Below are 22344 nucleotides of genomic sequence, written 5' to 3'. Positions count from 1 at the left end.
TGTTCGAGTACGAGCTCCGCGACGCCCTTGCCGGTGGCGAGGGCTTCCTGCGCGATGGCCGTGGCCGTGGCGTAGCCCAGGTGCGGGTTCAGGGCGGTGACGAGGCCGATTGACTGTTCCACCGTGAGGCGGAGGTGTTCGGTGTTGGCGGTGATGCCCCGGACGCAGCGGGCCGTGAGGGTGCGGCAGGCGGCTTCCAGGTGGGAGATGCTCTTGTGGAGGCTGTGGACGATGATCGGTTCGAAGGCGTTGAGCTGGAGCTGGCCGGCTTCTGCGGCCATGGTGATGGTGACGTCGTTGCCGATCACCTCGTAGGCCACCTGGCTGACCACTTCCGGGATGACCGGGTTGATTTTGCCGGGCATGATCGAGGAGCCGGACTGCACGGCGGGGAGGTTGATTTCGCCGAATCCGGCGCGCGGGCCGGAGGAGAGAAGCCGGAGGTCGTTGCAGATCTTGGAGAGTTTCACGGCGACCCGCTTGAGCACCCCGGAGAGGTGCACGAAGGCGCCGACGTCCTGGGTGGCCTCGATCAGGTCCACCGCCGTGACCAGCGGCAGCCCCGTGATCTCGGCCAGGTGCCGGCAGGCGGCCTCGGCGTACCCGGCCGGTGCGTTCAGGCCGGTGCCGATCGCCGTGGCGCCGAGGTTGATTTCGTGGATCAGCAGGTCGGCTTCGGCCAGGCGGAGCCGGTCCTCGCCGATCGTGACGGCGTAGGTGCCGAATTCCTGGCCGAGCGTCATGGGGACGGCGTCCTGGAGCTGGGTGCGGCCCATCTTGACCACCGTGCGGAACTCGAGGGCCTTGGCGGCGAAGGCGTCCTCGAGTTCGGTGAGGGCTTCSAGCAGTTCCCGGGCCGCGAAGATCGTGCCGAGCTTGACCGCGGTGGGGTAGACGTCGTTGGTGGACTGGCTGAGGTTGACGTGGTCGTTGGGGTGCAGCCGGGCGTAGTCGCCCTTSGGGTGTCCGAGGATTTCCAGGGCCCGGTTGGCGATSACCTCRTTGGCGTTCATGTTCGACGACGTCCCGGCSCCGCCCTGGATGACGTCCACCACGAACTGYTCGCTGAGCTTGCCGTTCATGACGTCGGCGCAGGCTTCCGCGATGGCCGCGGCGCGCTCGGCGTCGAGGAGCCCGAGTTCCTGGTTGGTGCGTGCGGCGGCGAGTTTCACGGCGGCCAGCCCGCGGACCAGGTGCATGTTGGAGGACAGCGGCTGGCCGGTAATGGGGAAGTTCTCCACGGCCCGGAGGGTGTGGACGCCCCAGTAGGCGTCGGCGGGGACATCCCGGTCGCCCAGGAGGTCGTGTTCCGAGCGGAATTCTGCACGTTCGTCGAGCGAGGTCATGGCGGTCCTTACAGGTCGTCGGGGGCGCGGGGGGTCGTGGGGGCAGCGAGGAAATCGGTGGCCTGCAGCAGCCCGACGGGCCGGCCGCCGCCCAGCACAGGGGTCGCGGCGAGGCGCCCCAAGGACGAGGTGTCGACGTCGAGCGCGGCCAGGACCCGCACGGTGACGGGCATCCTGGCGCGGTCGCCGCCGTCGGAGACCTTCACGGCGACGGCGCGGCCGTCCGGGAGGCCCACCAGCTGGACGCCCTCGAAGCCGTCCTTGGCCAGCATGCCGGGAACCAGCCGCATCAGCGCGGTGACGTCTCGGTCTTCGCCGGCAACCATCTCGGGGTGGCGGCGCATGGCGCGGGCGACGGCGGCTTCCGCACTGGATCCCGCTACTGCACTGCCGCCGGCTCCGGCGGCCGCGGCCAGGCGGCCGAAGGCCCGTGCCATGCCGCGGAGGGTGAGTGCGAACAGCGGGGTGCCGCAGCCGTCAGTGGTGGTGGCCTGAGGGTCCTCGCCGGTCAGGTCCACCACGGTTTGGGCCACGAGTTGCTGGAGCGGGTGCGCCGGGTCAAGGTAACCCTGGACCGGCCAGCCGTTGATGACGCAGGTGGCAGCCATCGCGGCGTGCTTTCCGGAGCAGTTTTGCGCCAGCTGGGTCGCCTGGCCGCCGTCCCCGAGCCAGTCCTCTCGCTCGCGGGCGCCGTAGGGCAGGTCAGTACTGTTCTCGAGGTCCGCGGGCGTCAGGCCATGCAGGTCCAGGATGCGCCGCGCGCCGTCACGGTGGGTGGCGGCTCCGGAATGGCTGGCGGCTGCGAGGGCGAGGAGATCGTCCGGGAGCTCCAGCCCGGCACGGACCATGGCGACGGCCTGCAGGGGCTTCAGGGCGGACCGCGGGTAGAACGGGGCGAGGGGATCGCCGGCGGCCAGGAGGATCCGGCCGTCCGCTGCGGTGGCTATGACCGAGCCGTAGTGGACGCTTTCGACGATGCCGTCCCGGGTCTGGACCGCGAGCGGGGCGTGCTGCGGGAGCCGCTCCGGGGCCAGCGGCGTCGGGGCGTGCGCGAGAGCAGGGGAAATCATTGCGTCCTTTGGTGGCGGTCGGTGTGGTTGTGGTGGCTGGTCACTCTGTTGGTGCTTTTGGTGCTGACAACGGCGTCAGGAATCTGCCGTCAGGCGTTGAGGATCGAGTCGAGGGCGATGCCAACGGCATGGAGGTGCTGGCTCATGGCGATGCGCGCCGTCGCCGCGTCGCCGGCTTCGATCGCGGCCAGGATGCGCCGGTGCTCCTCGTCGGAAGCGTGCTGGCGGTCCGCCACCATGTTCAGGGTTTCGGACTGGTGGGCGAGGGCATCCCGGATGTCCGCGACGACGTTTTCGAACACCTTGTTCCCGCTGGCCCGCGCGATCATCGCGTGGAAGCTGGAGTCCAGGCCCACCCACACTTCCGGGTCGTCCTCGCCGCTCATCGCGGCAACGATCTCCCGCATGGTGTCCAGCTCCTCGGGTGAACGGCGTTCCGCGGCCAGTCCGGCGGCAGGAACCTCGATATGGGGACGGGCCTCGGTGAGGTCTCGTGCGGAGTATTGGCCCAGGACCAGGTCCTTGGCCACGTGGTTGGCGACGACGAACGTGCCCCGCCCGGTCTTGGTGACGGTCAGGCCCAGGGCGGTGCAGGAGCGCAATGCCTCGCGGACCACGGAGCGGCTCACGCCGTACTGCTGGGCGAGGCTGGCCTCGGAGCTCAGCTTGGCGCCGACGCCGAGCTTGCCGGATTCGATTTCGGAGCGGAGGACGTTGAAAACGGCTTCGGCGGCACTGAGGCGGGCCAAAGGCTGTCCTGCTGTCCGGCTGTCTGACAGGTTCACCCTTAAAACATGGCAGGGATCACACCGCGGTGTCAATTGTGACGGCGGCCCCGGATGTCCGGGGCCGCCGTCGTCTCTCGCGCCGGAGGTCCGGGGCAGGTTACTTAACTGCGTTACTTGCCTGAGTTACTTGACCCGGACGGGCGGGTGCGGGCCAGGGCCGTCAGGCCCGCGGCGAGTCCGAGCAGGCCTGCGGCCAGGCCGATCCAGCCGGCCACGGAGCCGGCATCACCGGATGTGCTTGCTTCCGCGACCGGGGCGGCGGACGGCGAGGGGGCCGTCGTAGTCGTGGCTGCGGCGGGGGCTGCGGCGTGGGCATCGGCGTCCTTGGCCGTGGTCACGAACGAGGGCGCCGGGTGCTCGGGTTCCGCCTGCCCCTCTACCGTCTTCTCGTCCCATTTCACGACAGTCCCGTCGGTGTAGGTCTGGGCCGTCGGCAGCGTCACCGTGGTTCCCGCGTCCGGCAGGACGCCGACGGAGAGGGAGAAGGCCTGGTATTCGTCTGGCCCGATCTGGTGGGCCTCGTCGGCCGTCCAGACCACGGAACTCGGAGCCTTGGTGACCGTGGCGCCGGCGATCGTGATCGGCTTCGGCAGCTCGCTCGTGGTGATTACGGCTTTCCAGCCCTCGACAGGCTTCACCGACACCGAAGTGAACGGCGTGCCCGTGGGCAGCGTGACTTCGAGCTTGCTGGTCTTGGCCGAGTCGGACTCATTGGGGACATTGAACGTCAGGTGGCTGTAGCCGCCCGCGGCCGGGTCGTCGGAGTCGACGTGGACGTGGGCGGAGGCGGCTGCAGCGCCGGCGGCGAGCAGGCCGGCGGTCATCGTGGCGGCCGCGGCGGTCTTGAGGGTGCGGCGGAGGGAGGATTTCATGGCAAAGGGGCCTTTCACTAACGAATAAACGGTGGGAACCGGCCGGTCCGGTGTTCGTCCGGCGGTAGCAGCGGGTGGCCGCCCGTGGCCCCCGTCCGTGTGTGAAAGGGGTTGGTCAGGCGGCGGGCAGCGGTTCCGGAGGTCCGCGCCGGGTCGGCAGGCGGAGGCCAACCCGGATTTTGGGGAGGGCCAGGTTGACTGTGCAGGGGCCGGGAGCGCGCATCGGCATTGCGGGGCAGGGGCGGGGCAGCTGCACGAGTGGGCGCAGCCAGGAGGCCAGTGCGGACAGTGCCCGCTCACCGCGGGCGAGCAGCAGCGCCGTGCCGAGGGTAGCCACCGCGTGGGCGGCGAACATGGCTCCGCCCATATCGGCCGCGGACACCGCCATGGACGGGTCGAGCATCTCCGGGGAAATGGCAGCCGCCGCATGGCCCGGATGGCCCTCGACCATCCGCGCCCGGCCGGCCGCGGGCGCCCCTGCGGACAGAGCGCCGAACGACCAGTGCAGCCACAATTGGCCCACTCCCAGCAGCCCGGCAAGGGCAGGAAAGGACAGTCGGAAGCGGGTCAGGATGGCCACCGGGACGATTGCCACGGCACACAGCGCCGTCACGATCACCGGCTCGGGCAGCCGCCCCCCGCCGGCCAGGTGGCCGCCGGCCGCCAGTGCCACGATGATGGATCCGATCAGCCCGGTGCGGAATAGCCGGAAGGAAGCGTGCGTCATGCTGAGCAGTCCTTTCCGGATTCCCTGGGCGGGCTGGTTTTCTTGGGCCCCTTAAATCCTAAGGGTCATTGTGCACCGCTACGCCCCCACCCGGCAGAGCCGTCCGTTCTGTGACTGCGGGCGCCATGAATCCCAGGCCTGCATCCCCAGCAGGCTGTCCCTGCCATTTGCACCCGCGCCGGTACGAACGTGCCGGAATAGCACTGTGCAGGCGCATTTGTTCGCTCTATACTGAAAATGCACGCAAAACGGCACGTTCGTACCTATGGGGGCAGGGTGGCTCGGGCGTATTTTGATCAACGGGGAGGCGGCCATGGAGAACTCGTTTCCGGACGAGCTCGCAGCCGACGTCCGGGCCCGGCGCGGGTCGCTCCGGTTGAGCCAGCGCGAATTGGCCGAACTGGCCGGGGTCTCAGAGCGCTTCGTCCGGTTTGTCGAACAGGGCAAACGCACGGTGCAGTTGGATTCCCTGCTGGCGCTCATTGACACGTTGGGGCTGGAGCTCCGGGTCCAGACCCGCACCAGCGCCGCCGCCCGGAGCCTCGCCGGCCCTCGGGACAACGACGAACTTCGGGCCCACAGCGAACTGCGGAACGGCCCGGAAGTCCGGCCATGAGGCACCGCATCGCAGACATCTACAAGGCCGGCGTGCTGGCGGCACGGCTGGAACGGCACGACGGCGGCACCAGGTTCAGCTACTTGCCGGCCTATCTGGCTTCCGGGGGACCAGCTGTCGCGAGTTCCCTGCCGCTGGCTCCGGACCCGGTGCTGTCCGCGGCGGGGGCAGCCCCGCCGTATTTCACCGGGCTCCTGCCGGAGGGCCGGCGGCTGAATGCACTGCGCCGCTCCATCAAGACCAGCGTGGACGATGAGCTGTCCCTGCTCATCGCGGCCGGTGCCAACCCGGTGGGTGACGTGCAAATCGTTGGCCATGGCGAGAAGCTGGACCCGGACGAGCACGCCGTCGAGCTTGACCCCGGGACGCCCCTGGATTTCGAGGCCCTTCTGGGGGATTCCGGGCTGATCGACCCGGTGGCGTTGGCCGGCGTGCAGGACAAGCTGTCCGCAGGCATGATCTCCATGCCGGTGGCCAGCGCCGGCCGACGGTACATCCTCAAACTCAATGCGCCCGAGTTCCCGCACGTCGTCGAAAACGAATTTGTGATGTTCCGCTACGCGGCCCGGCTGCGGATCCCCTTGAGCCGGGTCCAGCTGATCCGCGACGTCGCTGGCCGGCCGGGGTTGCTCGTGGAGCGCTTCGACCGGGTGCCTGTATCCGGTGCGCCCAAGGCGGCGGCCGGGGCGGTGCAGCGGCTCGCCGTCGAGGACGGGGCACAGGTGCTGGGGCTTTACCCTGCGGACAAGTACAACGTGGGATACGGGCAGGTGTGCCATGCGCTTGCGGCGTATTGCGCGGCGCCGCTGCCCGCGCTGCGGAATTTGGCCCTCCAGGCGGCATTTGCGTGGCTTACGGGCAACGGTGACCTGCACGCAAAAAACGTTTCCATGGTGCAGCAACCGGCCGGCGAGTGGTCCATTGCGCCGGTGTACGACATCCCCTCCACTGTGGTCTACGGGGACAAGACACTGGCCCTGACCCTGGACGGCAAACGGACGGGGATCTCCCGGAAGCACTTCCTGGGCTGGGCCGCGGGGATGGGGCTGACCGAGCGTGCGGCTGTCCAGGTGCTGGAACTCGCGCTGAGGGCGTCGGAGCCGCTGCTGGCGGACCTTCAGGCGGGCACGGCGTTCCGCTCCATGACCGACGACGGCGCCTCGCCGTTTTCGGCGCTAGTCACCCGCGACTGGGTCAAGGAACTCAAGCACCGGCGCAGGCTGCTGGCGGGCTGAGGCCGCCGGCGTCGGTTGTTGCCAGCGTCGGATGCTGCTGCGTGAAGCCTCAGAGGTGCTGGATGCCGGCCCGCTGCATGGCGTCTTTGTAGACTTCAACGTTCTTGGCGAGCAGCTCTTCCTGCTTGGCCGGAGAGACTGCGAAGGCGCGGCCGCCGAGCGCGGTGGCCTTGTAGATCTTGACGCCATGGTTCTTCAGCGAGGAATGGTAGGTCTTCTCGAAGAGCGTCAGGAAGGAGTGGGCGTCCGCGCCATGGGCAATAACGGCCGAGACGCGCTTGTTGATCTTGAGGAACTGGCGGAAGGGCCGAAGGCCGTCCGTCTTCTCCTGGACGTTCAGGGCCGAGGAAGCGTCCGGATCGCGGATCCACGGGTACGCGTTCCACGGCATCACATAGCGGGGATCGAGCTCTGCGGCCTCGTAGATGGAGGTGGCGCGGCGTGCGGCTTCATCGTCGTTGAAGTGCGAAACAAAGCCCGATTCTGTGCCCTTGCCGGGGCTGATATGCAGGCTGACGATCCGGCATTCGTCCTCATCATGGATGGGGTCGATGTACGGGACCACCGATCCAGGCTTCTTCTCCATGAGTTCGTCGCACAGTTGCGTCACGGCGGCGATGTTCGGCTCCTGCAGCAGGGTCTTTTTTTCGTCCCAGTCAATCGTCACGATTTCTCCCTCAGCACTTGGCGTCCAGAATCAGGCGGCTTCCTCCACTCTACGCTTTTGCGGCGGGGGGTGTTTCGGCCGGGGCCTTTGTGGCCGGGCCTCCATAGTGGGGTTGTCACGATGGTCTTCGTGGTGGGGCCGGTGGCTTTCGGCCTCTGGTGATGGAGTTGAGGCGGGCGTAGGCTTAAAGCGCCTGCAGGTAACCAACTGATGACGCCGGGTTGTTCGGGACATGGAAGTGTCCGAGCCGTCTCATAGCGAGATCGCGAAGGTACCTGCAGGCCTGACGTCAGCCCGCCACCCGGGGTGGGAGGGCGTTTTTCTTTGTCGCCGTCGCCGTCGCCGTCGCCGGGTCAAATTTGTCAGCGCGGCCAGAGGCTGGGACCGGTCGCTTTCCAACCGAACGTGGAGCCCCCGTCGCGGGCAGCTCCCCGTCCCAGCAAGGAGCATCGCCATGGCACTTTCCGTGGTTTTTCATAAGGTTGCCGACTACGACGAATGGCGCAAAGTCTACGATTCCGTGGCCGAACTGCAGTCCAGCAGCGGCGTTACCCAGCAGTCCGTCCACCAGTTGGCAGGCGACCCAACGCCGTCCTCGTGCTTCACTACTTCGATTCCGTCGACAAGGCGCGGTTTTTCTTTGCCAACCCAGAACTGCTGGACGCCATGAAGCGTGGCGGAGTCCAAGGCGAGCCGCGAATCGAGTTCTTCGAGTAGCGGCCCGTCGCCCGACCTCCGGTGGCCCGGCCAGCGTCAGCCGGGTCCCGCACGGCAGCCAGCTGACTGGTCCCTAGGCTGCAGCAACCACATTGAACCTCCCGCGCTTCAGCGTTTTGGCCTGGTGACGGAGCTGGCGCCGGTCGCGGGAGCCCGGCTGATCCGTGGCTGATCGGCGGAGCGGCGTGCCCGGCAGGGGTGGCGCGGTGGAGTGGTAGGTGTGGCTCGTGGGGGTGGTGAGTTCGAATGTGTGCCTGTCGCCGCTGTGCGCGGCCGCGGGTTCGTGTCCGGGCACGGGGTCTGCCTGTTCTCCGTTTGCGGGGCGGGCGGTCCAGCCGGGCGTTTCTTTGGTGTGGTTGCAGGCTTCGCAGAGTCCGGCGCCGTTGGCCAGGGCGGTGGGGCCGCCGTCGCGGTGGGGGATGATGTGGTCCAGGTGGCGGATGGGGGCGTCGCAGTACGGGGTGCGGCAGGTTTCGTCGCGGGTCTGGATGAGGCGGCGGAGTCCGGGCGGGAAGATCCGGGCGCGGGAGTCCATCGCGACGAGCCCGCCGGTGCCGGGGTGGGTGTAGAGCCGGCGGATCCACACGCCGAACGCGGTGTCATCGGCAGCCCCGTCCGTGCCACCGGATATTGGGGGACTGCCGGGTCCCGGGAAACCGCCGGCTATGCCGCCGGGGCTTGTGCCCGGGTCGGGACTGCCGCCGATGCCATGTCCTGTCTCCGTGTCCGTGTTCTGGGCCGCGCCGCCGCCGGGTTCCGGGGAACTGCCTGCCGAGCCACCGGGTGTAGGGGATCCGGCGGTTTCTGTGGCCGCTGTGCCGTTGATGAGGCTGCGGGCCCAGCCGGCGGGGACGGTGCCGTAGCCGGGGAGCCGGGCCGGTTCGGCGTCGGCCTGGAAGAGGGTGCGGTCGGTCATGACGAGCTGGATTTCGACTCCGGTGATCCCGCCGGGGGTGCCGGTGCTGCGTTCGACCAGGGTGTCGGCCATCAGCTGCCCGCGGCCCCTCTGGTCCCCGCTGTTCCTGAGGGTGTCGGCGTGCCGGGTCAGGGCGGTGTAGACGCCGACGCCGGCGGTGACCGGGAGCAGGGCGGTSAGATRGCACATGGTGTCCGGGGCSGGGCGGAGGCTGACRTGCCGCTCGGTGGCGGCGTGCGCGGCGCGTTCGGTGACGGTGCGCGCATCCAGCYGGTACGCGGCGGCACGGGCGGTGGCCACCAGCCGCCGGTCACCCACCCCGKCGARSGTGCCSGTGTCCGCGGCGAGKTCCGCGTCCACGGCGGACCGGTCAACCGTGGCCAGGCACGCGGTTTCGCGCACGAGCAGGGTGGCGCGCCATTCGTTCAGCTGTCCGGTCTGCAGCGCGGCGAGGGTGTGCGGCATCTCGGTGACCAGGGCTTTGGCCAGGCCCAGGAGCCGGCCGCCCTTGGCGGGGGATTCGCGCCGGGCGAGGGCGATCTGCGCGCCAATCCCGGCACCGAGTTTCGCGGCCGGGACCCCGGCGGCGGTCTGCTCGTGGCGTTGGAGCAGGTCGAAGGCGACGGCGTGCCGGGCCTGCCGGGCTGCCATGGCGGACTTCAGGTCCTCCAGGTCCAGGATCTCGTCGATCAGTGCGGCGGCGCTGTCCGGAGCCGGGAGGAAGGCCAGGATCCGGGCCAGTGCAGCGACCGTCACAGCATTTGCCGGTGCCGAGTCTGCCGGAACCACTTCGGGCCCCTTATTGCCGTCCATGAATCAAGTCTCCCAAGGGGGTCTGACATTAATAGGCACAGCCGGAGGAGCCCGCGAGGTTCGCGCCATACGTGGTTTCGCGGGCGGGTGTCGAGGTGGGGACGTGTGGGTCCTGCGGATGCCGGGACACCGCGGGGCGCCAGAATGATGCTGAGTCCAGAGCCAGAGGCGGAACCAGAGCCGGAGCCGGAGCCGGAGCCAGAGCCAGAGCCGGAGCCGGAGCCGGAGCCAGCGGCGGAACCGGAGCCGGAGCCGGAGCCGGAGCCAGAGCCAGCGGCGGAACTGGCGAGGGTGAAAATGTCTGAGTTTCCTACGGGCTGGCAGACCCGCAGAACGGCCGGCCGGCCCGAGTGCCCCCGCCTTCCGTCGGCCGGCCCGAGTGCCCCGCCTTCCGTGCCCAGCCTCGATGCCGCCCCGAGCACCCCGATAGTCCCTCGGACCCGACATCCCCTGTCTCAAACACCGGCGCGGGTCCATCATGGGAGAGGGCGTCAGCTCGACGCCCCAGGCGGTATCGGGCGGAGGGTTGTCCATGAAACAAAGGGAATCTATCGCGATGAGGGTCGGCTCGCTGCCCTCGGACCGCCGCTCGCTACTTAAGGCGGTCGGCGTCGGGGCCGCGGGCATAGCGGGGATGCCGCTGCTGGCCGCCTGCACGGCCCAAACTGCCCCCGCCGGTGCCGCAAGCAGTGGCCCCGGCGCCTCCGGTACGCCGTCGGCATCGTTGCTTCCGGCGCCGGAACCGCAGGTCAAACCACTCCTGGACCAACAGAAGGTCAACGACGCCTTGGCCAAGCTGGACGGGATGGTCCAGGGCGCGATGGAAAGTACCGGTGTTCCCGGGGTCGCCGTTGCCGTGGTCTACAGGGACCAGATGGTGTACGCCAAGGGATTCGGCGTGCGGGAGTCGGGCAGGCCCGAAACGGTGGACGCGGACACCGTCTTTCAGTTGGCCTCGGTGTCCAAACCCCTGGCCTCCACAGTGGCGGCCGTGGCCGTGGGCCGCAAGGCCATCTCCTGGACGGAGCCGGTGATCAACCACAGCCCCGGCTTTGCGTTGAAAGACCCCTACGTCACGCGAAACGCCACGGTCGCCGACTTGTTGTCGCATCAAGGCGGCCTAAGCACGGGGGCGGGCGATCTGCTCGAGGACCTCGGATTCGACCAGTCCTACATTCTCAGCCACCTTAACCAGGAGCCGCTGGACTCCTTCCGCTCGAGCTATAACTACAGCAACTTCGGCTACACGGCTGGCGCATTGGCAGTTGCCGATGCCATGAAACTGCCCTGGGCAGACCTCGCCGACGAAGTCTTGTTCAAGCCTCTGGGGATGACATCCACGAGCTATCGCCACGCGGACTACCAAAAGGCGTTGAACAGGGCATTGATCCACGTGCCCGCTGGTAATAAGACGTGGGTGGCCAAATACACCCGGAACGCCGACGCCGAAGCACCCGCCGGCGGGGCCAGCTCCTCCGTGCATGACCTGGCCCGCTGGATCCGCCTGCAGCTCGCCAACGGCAGCTTTGAGGGCAAAGAGGTTATCGCCACGGACGCGCTGGGTGTCACGCATGTCCCGCACGCGGTATCGGGCCCTCCCGGGACACCGGCCGCCCGCACCCGCTTCTACGGCCTGGGCTGGAATGTCTCCTACGACGACCACGCCCGGCTCTCGCTCGGGCACTCGGGAGCCTTCGACCTTGGTGCAGCGACCGCCGTCTCGCTGCTCCCCGGTGAGCAGTTAGGCATTGTGGCCCTGACGAACGGCCGGCCGCAGGGCATCCCCGAAGCTATCTGCGCCGCATTCCTGGACACGGCCCAGAACGGCGCCCCGACAGTGGACTGGTTCGGATTCACCGCGGGCGTTTTCCAGAAGATCGATGAGGCGGAGAAGCCAAAAGTCGATTACTCCCAGGTGCCGCCGCAGGTCGAACCGGCACGCGGCAACGATTTCTACACCGGAAGCTACGCGAACTCCTACTACGGTCCGCTCAAAGTTTCGGTGGAGAGCGGCGTGCTGACCCTGGAGCTGGGCCCGGACGGCAGGGCCACCAGGTTCGCACTCAAGCACTTCGACGGCGACACCTTCAGCTTTGAATCCATCGGAGAGAACGGCAACGGCCTTGCGGGGGCAATCTTCGCCCCCGGTGCGGACGCTGCCCCCGGCGGCACGGCGTCGAGCGTCAGGCTCGATTTCTACGATCAGACCGGACTGGGCACTTTCACTCGCGGCTGAGCCCGGACTTCCGTGAGCTTCTTCCGTAAGCTTCTAGGGCGAACACCCCCAAGCCAAGGAACCTATGCCGATCAACAGACGCTCACTCAAGGAAGACGGGTTTACGGGTTTTAGGACTCTCGCCGCACTGGACATCAACCGGATCCCGCAGCGGACCGGGATCTTCGCCTTGCTGCAGCCCCCAGGCTATGAGCCGCGGTTCCTGCCCAAGAGCACGGCGGGGGTCTTCAAGAAAAAGGACCCTTCCGTCACGGAACCCGCGCTGACCGCCGAGTGGATTGACGGCGCCGACGTCGTGTATCTCGGCAAAGCGGGAGCCGGCAGCAAAGGCAACCGCGGCCTTCGCCGGCAAATCCAGGAGTTCATCGATTTCGGCAAGGGCAAGCCGCCTGGCCACTGGGACGGCAGGCTCATCTGGCAGCTCGCCGATCCCGGTTCCCTCCTGATTGCCTGGAAGGAGCTCCCAGCGGAGGCAGTCAACGAAGCGGAGGCCGGATACCACGCCCGATTCCGCGACGACTACGGCCGGCTGCCGTTCGCCAACCTCGTCCAGGCCCGGGTCAAAGGCAAATAAGTCAAAGGCAAATAGCTCAAAGGCAAAACAGCAGGCAGCTATTGACCACCGTGGGTGAACCGTCCCGCCACCAGTGTGGCGGCTACCGGCATCGCGGCGAACTCCGCGTCGGGAACAGTCAGCGGGTCGCCGTCGAGCACTGCAATATCGGCGGGATCCCCGACCCGGAGCCGGCCGCGGCCGCGGGTCGAGGCCGTCAGGGCCTCCTGCCGGGTGAGCGCCTGCTCGGCATGCCACGGCCCGCGGCCATCCTGCCGGGCCCGCGCCGTGGCAGCGGACATGGCAGTCCACGGGTCCAGCAGGGACACCGGAGCGTCGGAGCCAAGGGCCAGCGCCGCACCGGCGGCCAACAGTGAACGGAGCGGGAAGGACCGGTCCGTGCGCCCCGGCCAGTTCGCCTCGGCGGCGTCCCGGTCATCGAGGGCATGCGCCGGCTGGACGCTCGCGGTCACACCCAACCGGCCGAAGCGGGCGAAATCCTCGCTCCGGACAAATTGGGCATGTTCCACCCGCCCGGCAATGCCCGCCGCCTCAAACGCATCCAAGGCGACCCGATTGGCCGCGTCGCCAATCGCGTGGACAGCCGGCACAAAGCCTGCCTGCCGCGCCCGGACCAGCAGGGCGAGCAACTCCGGCTCGCTTACCGTCAGCAGGCCGTGCCCGCCGTTCGGATAAGGGTCAACGCAGTAGGCTGTGCGGGTATTGAGCGAGCCGTCGATCAGCACTTTCAACGGGCCCACGGTCAGGAGCCCGCCGCTGCCCGCCACTGCCAAACCTGTCCGCAGGCCCTCGGCCACGGCCCGGTCCAGATCCTGCGGGTAGACCCCCGCCTCAACCTTCAGGGCAGCGAAGCCGCCGGAGATCCGCCGCAGCCAGGCGTCGCGGTTCCATGTCATCTCGAAGTCCACGATCCCGACTACGCCCCGCGCCGCGGCAGCCTGCCCCGCCTGCTGCACCCACTTATCCACCACCGCATCCGGCAGCCGGCCGAGCGCGCGGGTCAGGGCAAACGCCGGATCTTCCCGGAGCAGCCCGTCCGCGTCCACCCGCACTCCGTAGCGTTGGGCCGCTGCGGAGTTTAGCCAGACACAGTGGAGGTCGTGGCTGATCAGCGCCGTCGGCCGGCCGCGCGTCACGCCGTCGAGGAGGCCAAGGCTGGGCAGGTCCGGCCAGACGGCGTCGCGGAAACCGACGCCCACCAGCGTTTGTACATCTCCCGGAGCCCCGGTGCCGCTGCTGACGCCAGTGCCGCCGGTGAATCCGTCGCCGGCCCCGGTGACGCGGGATCCGGCGATATGGGACCCGACGACGGCGGCCGCCTCGCGCGCCGAGCCGGCGTCGGAAAGGTCCATCCGGTTGGAGGCCAGCGCCCACTGCGTCATGTGGACATGCTCATCCCACAGCCCCGGAATGACATAGCGGCCGTCCAGGTCCACCACACGGGTAGCGGCGGGGACCGCTGGCGCGTCCTGGCGCGACGGGATGATCGCAGACACGGCACCGCCGCGTAGATGAACGTCGAAGCATATTTCGTCCCCGGGTTGCCGCGCCGAGGCCAGCACGAGGTCCGGCGCGAGGCAGGGATCGAGCGGAGCAGACATAGAAACAGGCTAGGCGTGCGCCGCTCTTGAACCTAACGAGGAGCACCTAAACCAGAAGGACCTAAAACGCACACAAGGGACTTTTGCCCCTTACCCCTCCCAGACGTGCCCACCAAGCTAAATGTGGGGAGGTTCCTGCACGGCCACTTGGGGGAGGTCGCAGTTGAGGGAGGAACCACTTCATGGAATGCGGCACGGGTCTCACCGCGACTTGGGGAAGGAAATGGCGTTTGCACTTTCCGGCTTCAGCAGGAAAAGGCAGGAGACCACGGCCACATGACTATGCACCACCATTCGGGGGACCCCAAACTCAAAGTTTTCATACGCCTGAACGCCGACGCCGAAACAGCTCGAATCGACGTGCATGGCGTGGTGACTGTAGCCAACGTGCGGGCACTGTACGTTGTTTGCCGACGCGTCACCAGCAAGCTCCCCAGTTTCGAGCTCGTGCTCGACCTCGCGCACGCCCGCGTGTCGGCCGCCGCGATCGAGGAACTCCGTGAGCGCGCCCGCGCCTCGTTGATGTATTCGGGGATCGATGGCACTGAGACTCCGTGCCGTCTGCGCCTCGTGGACCCGCTGGTCATCCTCAAAGCCAAGGAGCACGTATGAAAGCCCTCGTCTACGGTGGGCCCGGACAGAAGTCGTGGACCGATGTCCCCGATCCCACCATTCAGAGCCCCAGCGATGTGATCGTCAAGGTGGACACGACAACCATCTGCGGCACCGATCTGCACATCCTCAAGGGCGACGTCCCGACCGTGGCCAAGGGCCGCATCCTGGGCCACGAGGGGGTCGGCACCATCACGGAGATCGGCGCGTCCGTCACCAGCCTCAAGGTCGGGGACCGTGTCATCATTTCCTGCATCAAGTCCTGCGGGCACTGCGCCAACTGCAAGACAGGCCTCTACTCCCACTGCCTTGGGGAGGAAGGCACGTCCGGCATCGGCTGGGTTTTCGGGCATCTGATCGACGGCACCCAAGCCGAGTTCGTACGCGTCCCGTACGCCGAGAACTCCCTGCACCTCCTGCCTGAGGGAGTCAGCGACCAACAGGCCGTGATGCTCTCCGACATCCTTCCCACCGGCTTTGAGATCGGCGTGCAGTACGGCCGGGTCAAGCCCGGCGACACAGTCGCCGTGATCGGCGCAGGCCCGGTCGGACTCGCCGCGATCTGTACCGCCGGACTTTACGGCGCCGCGACGATCATCGCCGTCGACCTCGACGCGAACCGGCTCGAAAAATCCCGCGAATTCGGCGCCACTGATGTGGTCCTATCCAGCGCTGCCAACTGGAAGGAACAGGTGATGGTCCTGACCGACGGGCAGGGCGTGGACGTCGCGATCGAGGCCGTCGGCATCCCGGCCACGTTCACGATGTGTACAGATATCGTGCGGCCCGGCGGCAACGTGGCCAACGTGGGCGTGCACGGCAAAGCCGTGGAACTGCACGTCGAGGACCTCTGGATCCGGAACATCAACATCAGCATGGGCCTGGTGAACACCAATACCACCCCCATGCTGCTCAAGCTCGTGGCACAGCAAAAAATCCCTGCAGACAGTTTCGCCACCCACCACTTCATCTTCGACGAGTTCATGGAGGCGTACGACACCTTCGCCCACGCCGCGGAGACGAAGGCCCTCAAAGTGGTGATCACGGCGTGAAAGCGTTCTTCCTCTGACTTCGCTCGGGCGGTAGCGGCCCGGGCCGCCAGCTTCCGGAAGTCCTGCCCATCCGGGCGTGGCAAACGGACCATCTGAAAGGACGGCGGCCATGAAAGCAGGCCGGATTGTCATGCTGGTGATCGGCTCGCTTTGCGCGCTGGTCGGTCTGGGACTGCTGGCGGTCGCCGGCTTCGCGGGCTGGGTCAATTACCAGCAGCGCGACGGCAGGTACTTCATCACGCCGTCGGAGCAGTTCTCAGCCAATTCCTACGCGCTGACGACCCCCCGGCTGGATCTCATGACCGGAGGCGGCGTGAACGACGGCGTCCCGGTGGACTTTGCGGGGAGCGTGCTGCTCCGCGGTTCCACCACTGATCCCGGCAAGGAAATCTTCATCGGAATTGCCCCGCGGGCCGACGTCGCGGCATACCTGGCCGGTGTCCGGCGCACCGAAATCGTCGACGTCCGTTTCAACCCCTTCCGCGCGCTGTACCGCGAAGTGAACGGTGCCAGCATCCCGTCCGATCCGGCGCAGCAGAACTTCTGGGCCGCGACTGCCACGGGCCCGGGGGAACAGGAACTGACATGGGACCTTCGCTCCGGAGCTTGGGCCGCGGTGGTCATGAACGCCGACGCGAGTTCACCGGTAAGCGTGAATCTGCAGGCAGGGGCACGCACCGATCTGTTCTTGCCGATGTTCATTGGCCTGCTGATCGGCGGCCTCGTGATGCTGCTGATCGGAGTGCCGCTGATCGTGCTGGGCGCCGCAGGACTCGGCCGTGGTGGGCCGGGCCAAGGCGGGACCGGCAGCGGAGTCCCTCCCGGCTACCTGCCAGCCCAGCCCGGCCAGCCGTATCAGGCCGGACCCTACCCGCCCGGGGCCGCCCCCGGCCAGCAGAACACCGCAGCCCCGCCGGGTGCTGTAGCGGCCTACGCTGCCGCGCCGGGACCTCAGTATCCGGTGACCCCGGGAGCGACTACCCCGTACGTCTACCCGGCGCGCCTCCACGGCTACCTCGACCCGAATCTCTCACGGTGGATGTGGCTCGTGAAGTGGTTCCTGGCCATCCCGCACTGCATCATCCTGTTCTTCCTCTGGTTCGCCTTCGGAGTGGTCACGATCGTGGCTTGGTTCGCGATCCTGTTCACGGCGCGCTACCCGCGCTCGCTGTTCAATTTCAATGCCGGCGTGATCCGCTGGAACTGGCGCGTGGCCTTCTACGCCTTCAGCGCGATCGGAACGGACGCCTATCCGCCCTTCACGCTGGCTCGCACGGATTACCCGGCGGACTTCGACGTCGACTATCCCGAACGGCTATCCCGCGGCCTGGTGCTGGTGAAATCGTGGCTGCTGGCCATTCCGCATCTGCTGATCATCGGTGTCCTGACGGGGACCGCGAGGACGTGGGAGTACCGTGACGGCCAGTGGGAGCAGCATGGAGTGGGCATCTCCCTCCTGGGGCTGCTGGTCCTCATTGCCGGTGTGATCCTGTTGTTCACAGGTCAATACTGGCGGGGGATCTTCGACCTCCTGCTCGGTCTGAACCGCTGGATCTACCGCGTCATCGCCTACGTTGCCCTCATGCGGGACGAATATCCGCCGTTCCACCTCGATATGGGTCCCGTCGACCCGGGCGAGCTGCCGGTACCGGCTTACGCAGGGCCTGCGGGTGGTCCGGCCGTCGGACCCGCGGCGAGCCCCGGCGGTGGAGGCCCGGGAGGGCCGCCCAGAATCTAGGGCCGTGCAGAATCTAGGGCCGTGCAGCGTTGAGGCCGGCCTCGGGTCCGATCTGGCCCAGCGTGTATCCGCCCGGGTAGACGGCAATGTTTGCGGTGCCCGGGACAAACGAAGGACTCGTCGGCAGCGGCCTGGTCCGGACTTCGACGGCCCGTGCGCGCAGAACAGTGTTGAACGCGAGCCTCAGGGCAGCCGGTGCCCGCTTCAGCCCGAGGGCATCGGCCACCTGGGGCCTGTCCATCATCAGGGCCAGGACGAGCGGGGTAAAGCGGCGAAGCCAGGCGGGCAGCCGGTTCTCCAGTGCCGGAACCGTGGCGGCGAGAAGGGCTGCCCCCTCCGGGCTGGGGCCCAGATTCCGGGCCTCGTAGTCGTCCAGGAAGCGGCAGGCGGCCTCGTAGGACGCCGGGACAGGGCCGAGGCCCATCCGGCTGCCCAGCTCGGTGTAGAAGGCGGTTGCGGCTTCCTTCTCGAGGTCGGTCAGCCGCCGCCAGCCATGGGCGTCGGCCCATCTCAACGGCAGGACGAGAAGTGTCATGAGCACGTAGACGAAGTCCTCGGCGCTGCCCGGAACGCCCGCATGGACACGACGGAGCAGCCCGATCATGGCGCGGCTGCGTTCGTCGTCAAAGCCGTTGGCGATGATTTCGTGGATGACGATCCCGGTGTCGTAGGAGCGCTTCAGCGGGCGGGCCGCCATCTCGCCTGTCCCCGCCAGGGTCCGGGCGATCGAGGGGACCGCGAAGTTGCGGTAGTAGGAGACAAAGAACCCGGCGTGGATCTCGGCCTGGAAGTCGAACAGCACCATGTCCCGGTAGATCGTGTACGGGTCGGTGCCGGCGGGCCGCGGGCGCCGGGTCGGATGGGTGAAGCGCGTCCGGATGGCCGCAGCGGGACCCGTCACGGGAGCCGATTCAGGTCAAGCTGCTCTTCGGCAGCCAGGAGGAAGGCGCGCTCCTGCGGGGTCAGGGTCCCGCCGGACGCCAGCTCAGCGTCCCAGACCTCGACGATCATCCGGTGAAGCCGGTCCCGGGCTGGTGCGGCGGGGTCGCTTTCGAGGAGGCGTTCCGGGTCAACATCCTGCAGGATCCGTTCCCTGATGGGTTCGACGCCGGCGAGCGTGTCGGCCTCCCAGCGGGCCCGCCGTTTGCGCCCGGTCCGGCCTGCCAGGGCTGGTACCGTCAGGCCTGCCCCGACCAGGACGATGGTGACCATTTCCAAGACTCCAATGGCGGACTGGGAGGGCACCGGAAGGGCCAGGAGCGCCGGGATCGGGACGGAGAGCAGCCCGATCGTGAACGTGACCACCACGAGCATGCCGACGACACAGCCGACGCCGACCATGGTGAAGCCGACCCTGAAGGACCGGCGCATCCGCGGGATGTAGCGGAAGCACGTGGCCGCGACGCCGGCGCAGACCCACCCGACAAATACGATGAGCATGGCCGAGAACAGGGCGGCGGGCAGCCGCTCGTGGTAGAGGCCCCAGGTGCCTGTCGTGGTGGTGGGGCCGGTCAGGACGAAGAACAGCAGCTGCAGGATCAGGGTGGCGGTCAGCGGCAGCGTGCGGATCAGGGCCCGCCGCGTGTCCGGGGGCATGATTGCCTCGAGGACTGCGCACCGGAGATACCAGAGTCCGACGATCATTGAGGAGTGCAGGGCCAGCTTGACGACGTTGGTGCCGCCGATGACGGCATCGACCGTGGCGTACACGGCCGGCGACATCAGCACCGAAGCGATCCCGGCGAACACCGCCGCAAGGAACACGGTGTCCCGGCCGTTCCGGACCACGGCCGGGATGCGGACCGCGGCGAGAACGAAGAGGACCGCCGCCATCAGGAGCTGGATCATCCGAAGACCGAACTGAAGTTGCCCGGCTGGCCACCGGAGCGGTCCTGGGAGTTGCGGATTCGCGCGGCGAGGCGGTCAGCCAGGAGCTCGGCGGTGACTTCGAGCTCATCGAGGAAATCCGTCCGCTTGAGCGCCTTGACTACGCGCTCCGGGTCGAGGTCCGGGAAGAACGTGCCGGCGTATTCGACGGACACGATCTCCTGCTCGTGGCGCAGGACCATGTGGGCGAACTCGTGGAGGACAATCTGTTGCCGGTGGACTTCGGAGGCAGCCCGGGCGTGCATGATGAGGTCCATGTGATCAAGGCCGAACCAGAGCCCGCAGACTTTATCGGTTGCCCCTTCGATCGGCTTGATGACGATCTTCCGGCCCCTCTGCCGTTCAAGGTGCGCCTGGATTGATGCCAGCGAAACCGGCTCGCTGAGGCGGAGGCTGGCCTCTGCTTCCCGTGCCCGCGACCGGGYGGCGTCGTAATCCATGTTCCGAGTCCTTGGCTGTTGATAGAGCGTCAGCGTGGACACGCCACTTCCTGACGGCCAGACCTCGCCAGAATCGTATCAGTGCAGGTCAAAGCGTAGTTAAGGACTCGGGGGCGTCAGTGCTGGCCGGAATCCCCGCGGGAGAGTTGCTCGTCGATCAGGTCCCGGATCTGGAGCAGGGTTTCCGGGGAAAGGCCGTCCAGTTGGCGGGCGGCGAAGTTGCGCACCTTATTCGCCCGCATGGAGGCGAGCAAATCAAGCTGCGCCTCCACCCGGGGCGGAAGTTCGTCGTTGCCGTGGATCAGGTAGTTCTCGTTTACGCCGAAGAATTTGGCCAGGTTCTGCAGGAGTTCGACTTTTTTGACGGCCGGCCCCGAGCCCGATCGCATGTAATGCCACCTGGCCCGCGAGAGCGGCGTCCCCGCCGCGGACATGGCGTCCCGGACGTCATTGAAGGTAATTTTCCGGCCCTCGGCTTCGGCGGTATCCAAGAGGATGTTCAGCTTGCGGGCCAGGGCTAGACCCGGCGCTGAGGTCGGCTGGTCGTCGCTCACAGTGGCTTCTTTCATCGGACAAATTTCATCAGGCGCGGTTTGTCACAAAACGTCAGGTCGCCTGCGAGTGTAGCAGATTGGACATGTCTAATCTGTTCCGGGTACGCTCACACAGAGAATTGGACGTGTCCAATTCTCTGTGTGCTGGGGCGGCAACAGTCCGCCGGCACGTCGTGGTTCGGCCAGGAGTGTGCTTTGGGGGGACGCCTGGCCGGGTCCCGGCGTGGCAATCGGCCCCGCCACGCCGCGGGCCGGGACAGTCCGCGCGGCTCCCGGTCCTCTTGCCACCGGCCCTCCGCAAGAACATAGTTGAGGGAATTCACGAACTCCGCGGCACTAGGCAGGCGACCATGCTGAATATCGGGATTCCGGAAAACGGCTTGCTTCACGGCAAGACCGCCCTGATCTACGGCGGCGGAGGTGCGGTCGGCGGGGCGGTGGCGAGGGCTTTCGCGGCCGACGGCGCCACGGTCCACATTGCCGGGAGGACCGAATCGCGACTGGAAAAAGTAGCCCATGACATTCGCGAGGCCGGCGGCACAGCCGAGACCGCCGTTGTCGACGCCCTGGACGAGGAGCAGGTGGATGCCTTCGTAAGCCGGGTGGCGAAGAAGAGCAAGAGGATCGACATCTCCTTCAACGTGATCTCGTTCGGCGACGTCCAGGAGCCGCTCATGGAAATTGATGTGGATGACTTCACCCGGCCCATCACCCTGGCCGCCCGAACGCACTTCCTTACCACCCGCGCGGCCGCCGCCTACATGGTCAAGCAGCGCTCCGGCGTCGTGCTCATGTTCGGCGGCTCGGGCCCGCAGACCATACCCGGCCTGGGCGGCTTCAAGGTGGCGCTCGACGCCATGGAGGGGCTGCGCCGGCAGTGGGCCCTCGAGCTGGGAAAACACGGCATCAGGGTAGTCACCATGGTCACCGGCGGCATTATCGAAACCATCCCCTGGCAGGCCGAGGGCCGCGAGGAGATCGTGGTGGAGATTGCCAAGGCCGCGCACTTGAACCGCACGGCCACGCTGACGGACGTCGGAAACGTGGCTTCCTTCATCGTCTCGGACAAGGCCGCGGCCATCACGGACGCGACCGTCAACATCTCCGCCGGCGCGATCGTGGACTACTGACGCCGGCTAAGCCACCAGGTTGGCTGCGGCGACATCCATGTGTTCGAGGACCGTGGTGCGGGCCAGCGTCGCGTTGCCCGTCTCGATGGCCGCGACGATGTCGTGGTGACGGTCCACGCTCATGTTCTTGACGGCCCGCTCGATCCCGGCAAACATGATGGACATCCGAATGGAGCCCTCAAGCGACTCCCAGGAGTGCAGCAGGGTCTCGTTTCCGGTAAGCCGGCACAGTTTCCGGTGGAACTCGAGATCGGATTCAATCCTTTCCTCCAGGCCCGCCTCGGCGGCCGCGGCCATGGCATCCACGGCCGAGCGCAGGGATGCAATCACCGAGGCCCGGTCCGGCAATTCACACAGCGTCCGGACCGCTAGCGATTCGAGCGCCGCCCGGACGGCGAAGATGTCCCGGATTTCCTTGCCGTCCAGGTGCCGCACGGACAGTCGGCCGCGCGGTCCTGCCGACAGCAGTCCTTCCTGTTCCAGCTGGCGCAGGGCCTCGCGCAGTGTTCCCCGGCTGATCTGGAGCATGTCGGAAAGTTCGGTCTCCACCAGATGCCGGCCGGGCTCCAATTCACCGCTCGTGATGGCCGTGCGCAGGGCGGATAGCGCCTGCTCGCGGAGGCTCTTCTTTTCCAGTCCGAGAAGCGGGGCTGTTGCTCCGGCCATGGTGTGTCCTCACTGTCAGTGGTCAACTGTCTACAGTTGGTGTGTTAACAGTTGATGGTACGGCACGGACGCGGGACCGGCAGCTGC

22 protein-coding genes are annotated in these 22344 nt (G+C 67.4%); 9 read left to right on the top strand and 13 right to left on the bottom strand.

Translation table 11 applies throughout. The annotated features are described in order from the left end of the window. The 5 genes from AC1D2F_RS20050 to AC1D2F_RS20030 all read right to left on the bottom strand — a co-directional run. Positions 1–1346 (bottom strand): aspartate ammonia-lyase (locus tag AC1D2F_RS20050; protein WP_476967553.1); only part of this gene is annotated, 1346 nt, incomplete at its 3' end. An 8-nt stretch (positions 1347–1354) separates the two neighbouring features. Further along, positions 1355–2416: an asparaginase gene (locus AC1D2F_RS20045; RefSeq protein WP_476967552.1), complete on the bottom strand. Its 1062-nt coding sequence runs from the start codon at positions 2414–2416 to the stop codon at positions 1355–1357. An 89-nt stretch (positions 2417–2505) separates the two neighbouring features. Beyond that, positions 2506–3201 carry a FadR/GntR family transcriptional regulator gene (locus AC1D2F_RS20040; RefSeq protein WP_229996198.1) on the bottom strand — a complete coding sequence of 232 codons (696 nt, stop codon included), beginning with the start codon at positions 3199–3201 and terminating at the stop codon, positions 2506–2508. Between the two features lie 113 nt (positions 3202–3314). Continuing rightward, on the bottom strand, positions 3315–4076 hold the full coding sequence (locus AC1D2F_RS20035; RefSeq protein ID WP_476967551.1) for a YcnI family copper-binding membrane protein: 762 nt from the start codon (positions 4074–4076) through the stop codon (positions 3315–3317). Positions 4077–4191: 115 nt separating this feature from the next. Then, positions 4192–4803: a hypothetical protein gene (locus AC1D2F_RS20030; RefSeq protein WP_364744772.1), complete on the bottom strand. Its 612-nt coding sequence runs from the start codon at positions 4801–4803 to the stop codon at positions 4192–4194. 313 nt (positions 4804–5116) lie between these two features. Between AC1D2F_RS20030 and AC1D2F_RS20025 the strand changes: the two genes are divergently transcribed. Both AC1D2F_RS20025 and AC1D2F_RS20020 read left to right on the top strand, forming a co-directional pair. Then, on the top strand, positions 5117–5419 hold the full coding sequence (locus tag AC1D2F_RS20025; RefSeq protein WP_229996151.1) for a helix-turn-helix transcriptional regulator: 303 nt from the start codon (positions 5117–5119) through the stop codon (positions 5417–5419). Continuing rightward, positions 5416–6654, top strand: coding sequence for a type II toxin-antitoxin system HipA family toxin (locus tag AC1D2F_RS20020; protein WP_229996150.1), 1239 nt, complete (start codon positions 5416–5418; stop codon positions 6652–6654). The genes AC1D2F_RS20025 and AC1D2F_RS20020 overlap by 4 nt, the downstream gene beginning before the upstream one ends. Before the next feature lie 49 nt (positions 6655–6703). Here AC1D2F_RS20020 and AC1D2F_RS20015 read toward each other — a convergent pair whose 3' ends face one another. Continuing rightward, positions 6704–7321 carry a uracil-DNA glycosylase family protein gene (locus AC1D2F_RS20015; protein WP_091564911.1) on the bottom strand — a complete coding sequence of 206 codons (618 nt, stop codon included), beginning with the start codon at positions 7319–7321 and terminating at the stop codon, positions 6704–6706. Between the two features lie 454 nt (positions 7322–7775). On the opposite strand from AC1D2F_RS20015, the gene AC1D2F_RS20010 reads away from it, so the two are divergent. Next, positions 7776–7991, top strand: a complete 216-nt coding sequence (locus AC1D2F_RS20010) for a hypothetical protein (protein ID WP_229996148.1) — start codon at positions 7776–7778, stop codon at positions 7989–7991. Positions 7992–8111: 120 nt separating this feature from the next. Here AC1D2F_RS20010 and AC1D2F_RS20005 read toward each other — a convergent pair whose 3' ends face one another. After that, positions 8112–9767, bottom strand: a complete 1656-nt coding sequence (locus AC1D2F_RS20005) for an HNH endonuclease (RefSeq protein ID WP_476967550.1) — start codon at positions 9765–9767, stop codon at positions 8112–8114. 532 nt (positions 9768–10299) lie between these two features. Between AC1D2F_RS20005 and AC1D2F_RS20000 the strand changes: the two genes are divergently transcribed. Together AC1D2F_RS20000 and AC1D2F_RS19995 are read left to right on the top strand one after the other, a co-directional pair. After that, positions 10300–12003, top strand: a complete 1704-nt coding sequence (locus tag AC1D2F_RS20000) for a serine hydrolase (RefSeq protein ID WP_476967549.1) — start codon at positions 10300–10302, stop codon at positions 12001–12003. Positions 12004–12067: 64 nt separating this feature from the next. After that, a complete protein-coding gene (locus AC1D2F_RS19995) occupies positions 12068–12577 on the top strand; it encodes a hypothetical protein (protein WP_476967548.1) in 510 nt (169 codons plus the stop codon). A 38-nt stretch (positions 12578–12615) separates the two neighbouring features. Here the strand turns inward: AC1D2F_RS19995 and AC1D2F_RS19990 are convergent, their stop codons facing one another. Further along, positions 12616–14178 (bottom strand): amidohydrolase, encoded by a 1563-nt coding sequence (locus tag AC1D2F_RS19990; RefSeq protein WP_476967547.1) that lies wholly within the window; start codon positions 14176–14178, stop codon positions 12616–12618. A gap of 276 nt (positions 14179–14454) precedes the next feature. On the opposite strand from AC1D2F_RS19990, the gene AC1D2F_RS19985 reads away from it, so the two are divergent. From AC1D2F_RS19985 to AC1D2F_RS19975, 3 genes are all read left to right on the top strand, one after another. Then, the gene (locus tag AC1D2F_RS19985; RefSeq protein WP_229994238.1) at positions 14455–14790 is read left to right on the top strand and encodes a hypothetical protein; all 336 of its coding nucleotides are present in this window, start codon (positions 14455–14457) and stop codon (positions 14788–14790) included. Next, positions 14787–15842 carry a zinc-dependent alcohol dehydrogenase family protein gene (locus tag AC1D2F_RS19980; protein WP_229994237.1) on the top strand — a complete coding sequence of 352 codons (1056 nt, stop codon included), beginning with the start codon at positions 14787–14789 and terminating at the stop codon, positions 15840–15842. The genes AC1D2F_RS19985 and AC1D2F_RS19980 overlap by 4 nt, the downstream gene beginning before the upstream one ends. A gap of 109 nt (positions 15843–15951) precedes the next feature. Beyond that, a complete protein-coding gene (locus tag AC1D2F_RS19975) occupies positions 15952–17580 on the top strand; it encodes a DUF4389 domain-containing protein (protein ID WP_476967546.1) in 1629 nt (542 codons plus the stop codon). A gap of 13 nt (positions 17581–17593) precedes the next feature. On the opposite strand, the gene AC1D2F_RS19970 is transcribed toward AC1D2F_RS19975, so the two are convergent. From AC1D2F_RS19970 to AC1D2F_RS19955, 4 genes are all read right to left on the bottom strand, one after another. Beyond that, positions 17594–18481, bottom strand: coding sequence for an oxygenase MpaB family protein (locus tag AC1D2F_RS19970; protein WP_476967545.1), 888 nt, complete (start codon positions 18479–18481; stop codon positions 17594–17596). Beyond that, the gene (locus AC1D2F_RS19965) at positions 18478–19428 is read right to left on the bottom strand and encodes a hypothetical protein (protein WP_476967544.1); all 951 of its coding nucleotides are present in this window, start codon (positions 19426–19428) and stop codon (positions 18478–18480) included. The genes AC1D2F_RS19970 and AC1D2F_RS19965 overlap by 4 nt, the downstream gene beginning before the upstream one ends. Beyond that, on the bottom strand, positions 19425–19907 hold the full coding sequence (locus AC1D2F_RS19960) for a hypothetical protein (protein ID WP_476967543.1): 483 nt from the start codon (positions 19905–19907) through the stop codon (positions 19425–19427). Before AC1D2F_RS19960 ends, AC1D2F_RS19965 begins: the two co-directional genes overlap by 4 nt. Before the next feature lie 116 nt (positions 19908–20023). Continuing rightward, entirely contained in the window at positions 20024–20476 is a 453-nt protein-coding gene (locus AC1D2F_RS19955; RefSeq protein ID WP_476967542.1) for a hypothetical protein, read from the bottom strand. Positions 20477–20811: 335 nt separating this feature from the next. On the opposite strand from AC1D2F_RS19955, the gene AC1D2F_RS19950 reads away from it, so the two are divergent. Next, complete coding sequence (locus tag AC1D2F_RS19950; protein WP_229994231.1) at positions 20812–21591, top strand: SDR family NAD(P)-dependent oxidoreductase; 780 nt, start codon at positions 20812–20814, stop codon at positions 21589–21591. Between the two features lie 6 nt (positions 21592–21597). Here AC1D2F_RS19950 and AC1D2F_RS19945 read toward each other — a convergent pair whose 3' ends face one another. Beyond that, entirely contained in the window at positions 21598–22257 is a 660-nt protein-coding gene (locus AC1D2F_RS19945) for a GntR family transcriptional regulator (protein WP_476967541.1), read from the bottom strand. Positions 22258–22344 lie beyond the last annotated feature (87 nt).

The sequence above is a fragment of the Arthrobacter sp. P1_B3 genome (genome assembly GCF_056406615.1).
The sequence above is the reverse complement of the archived record's forward strand: the minus strand, read 5'-3'. Positions and strand labels throughout refer to the sequence as shown.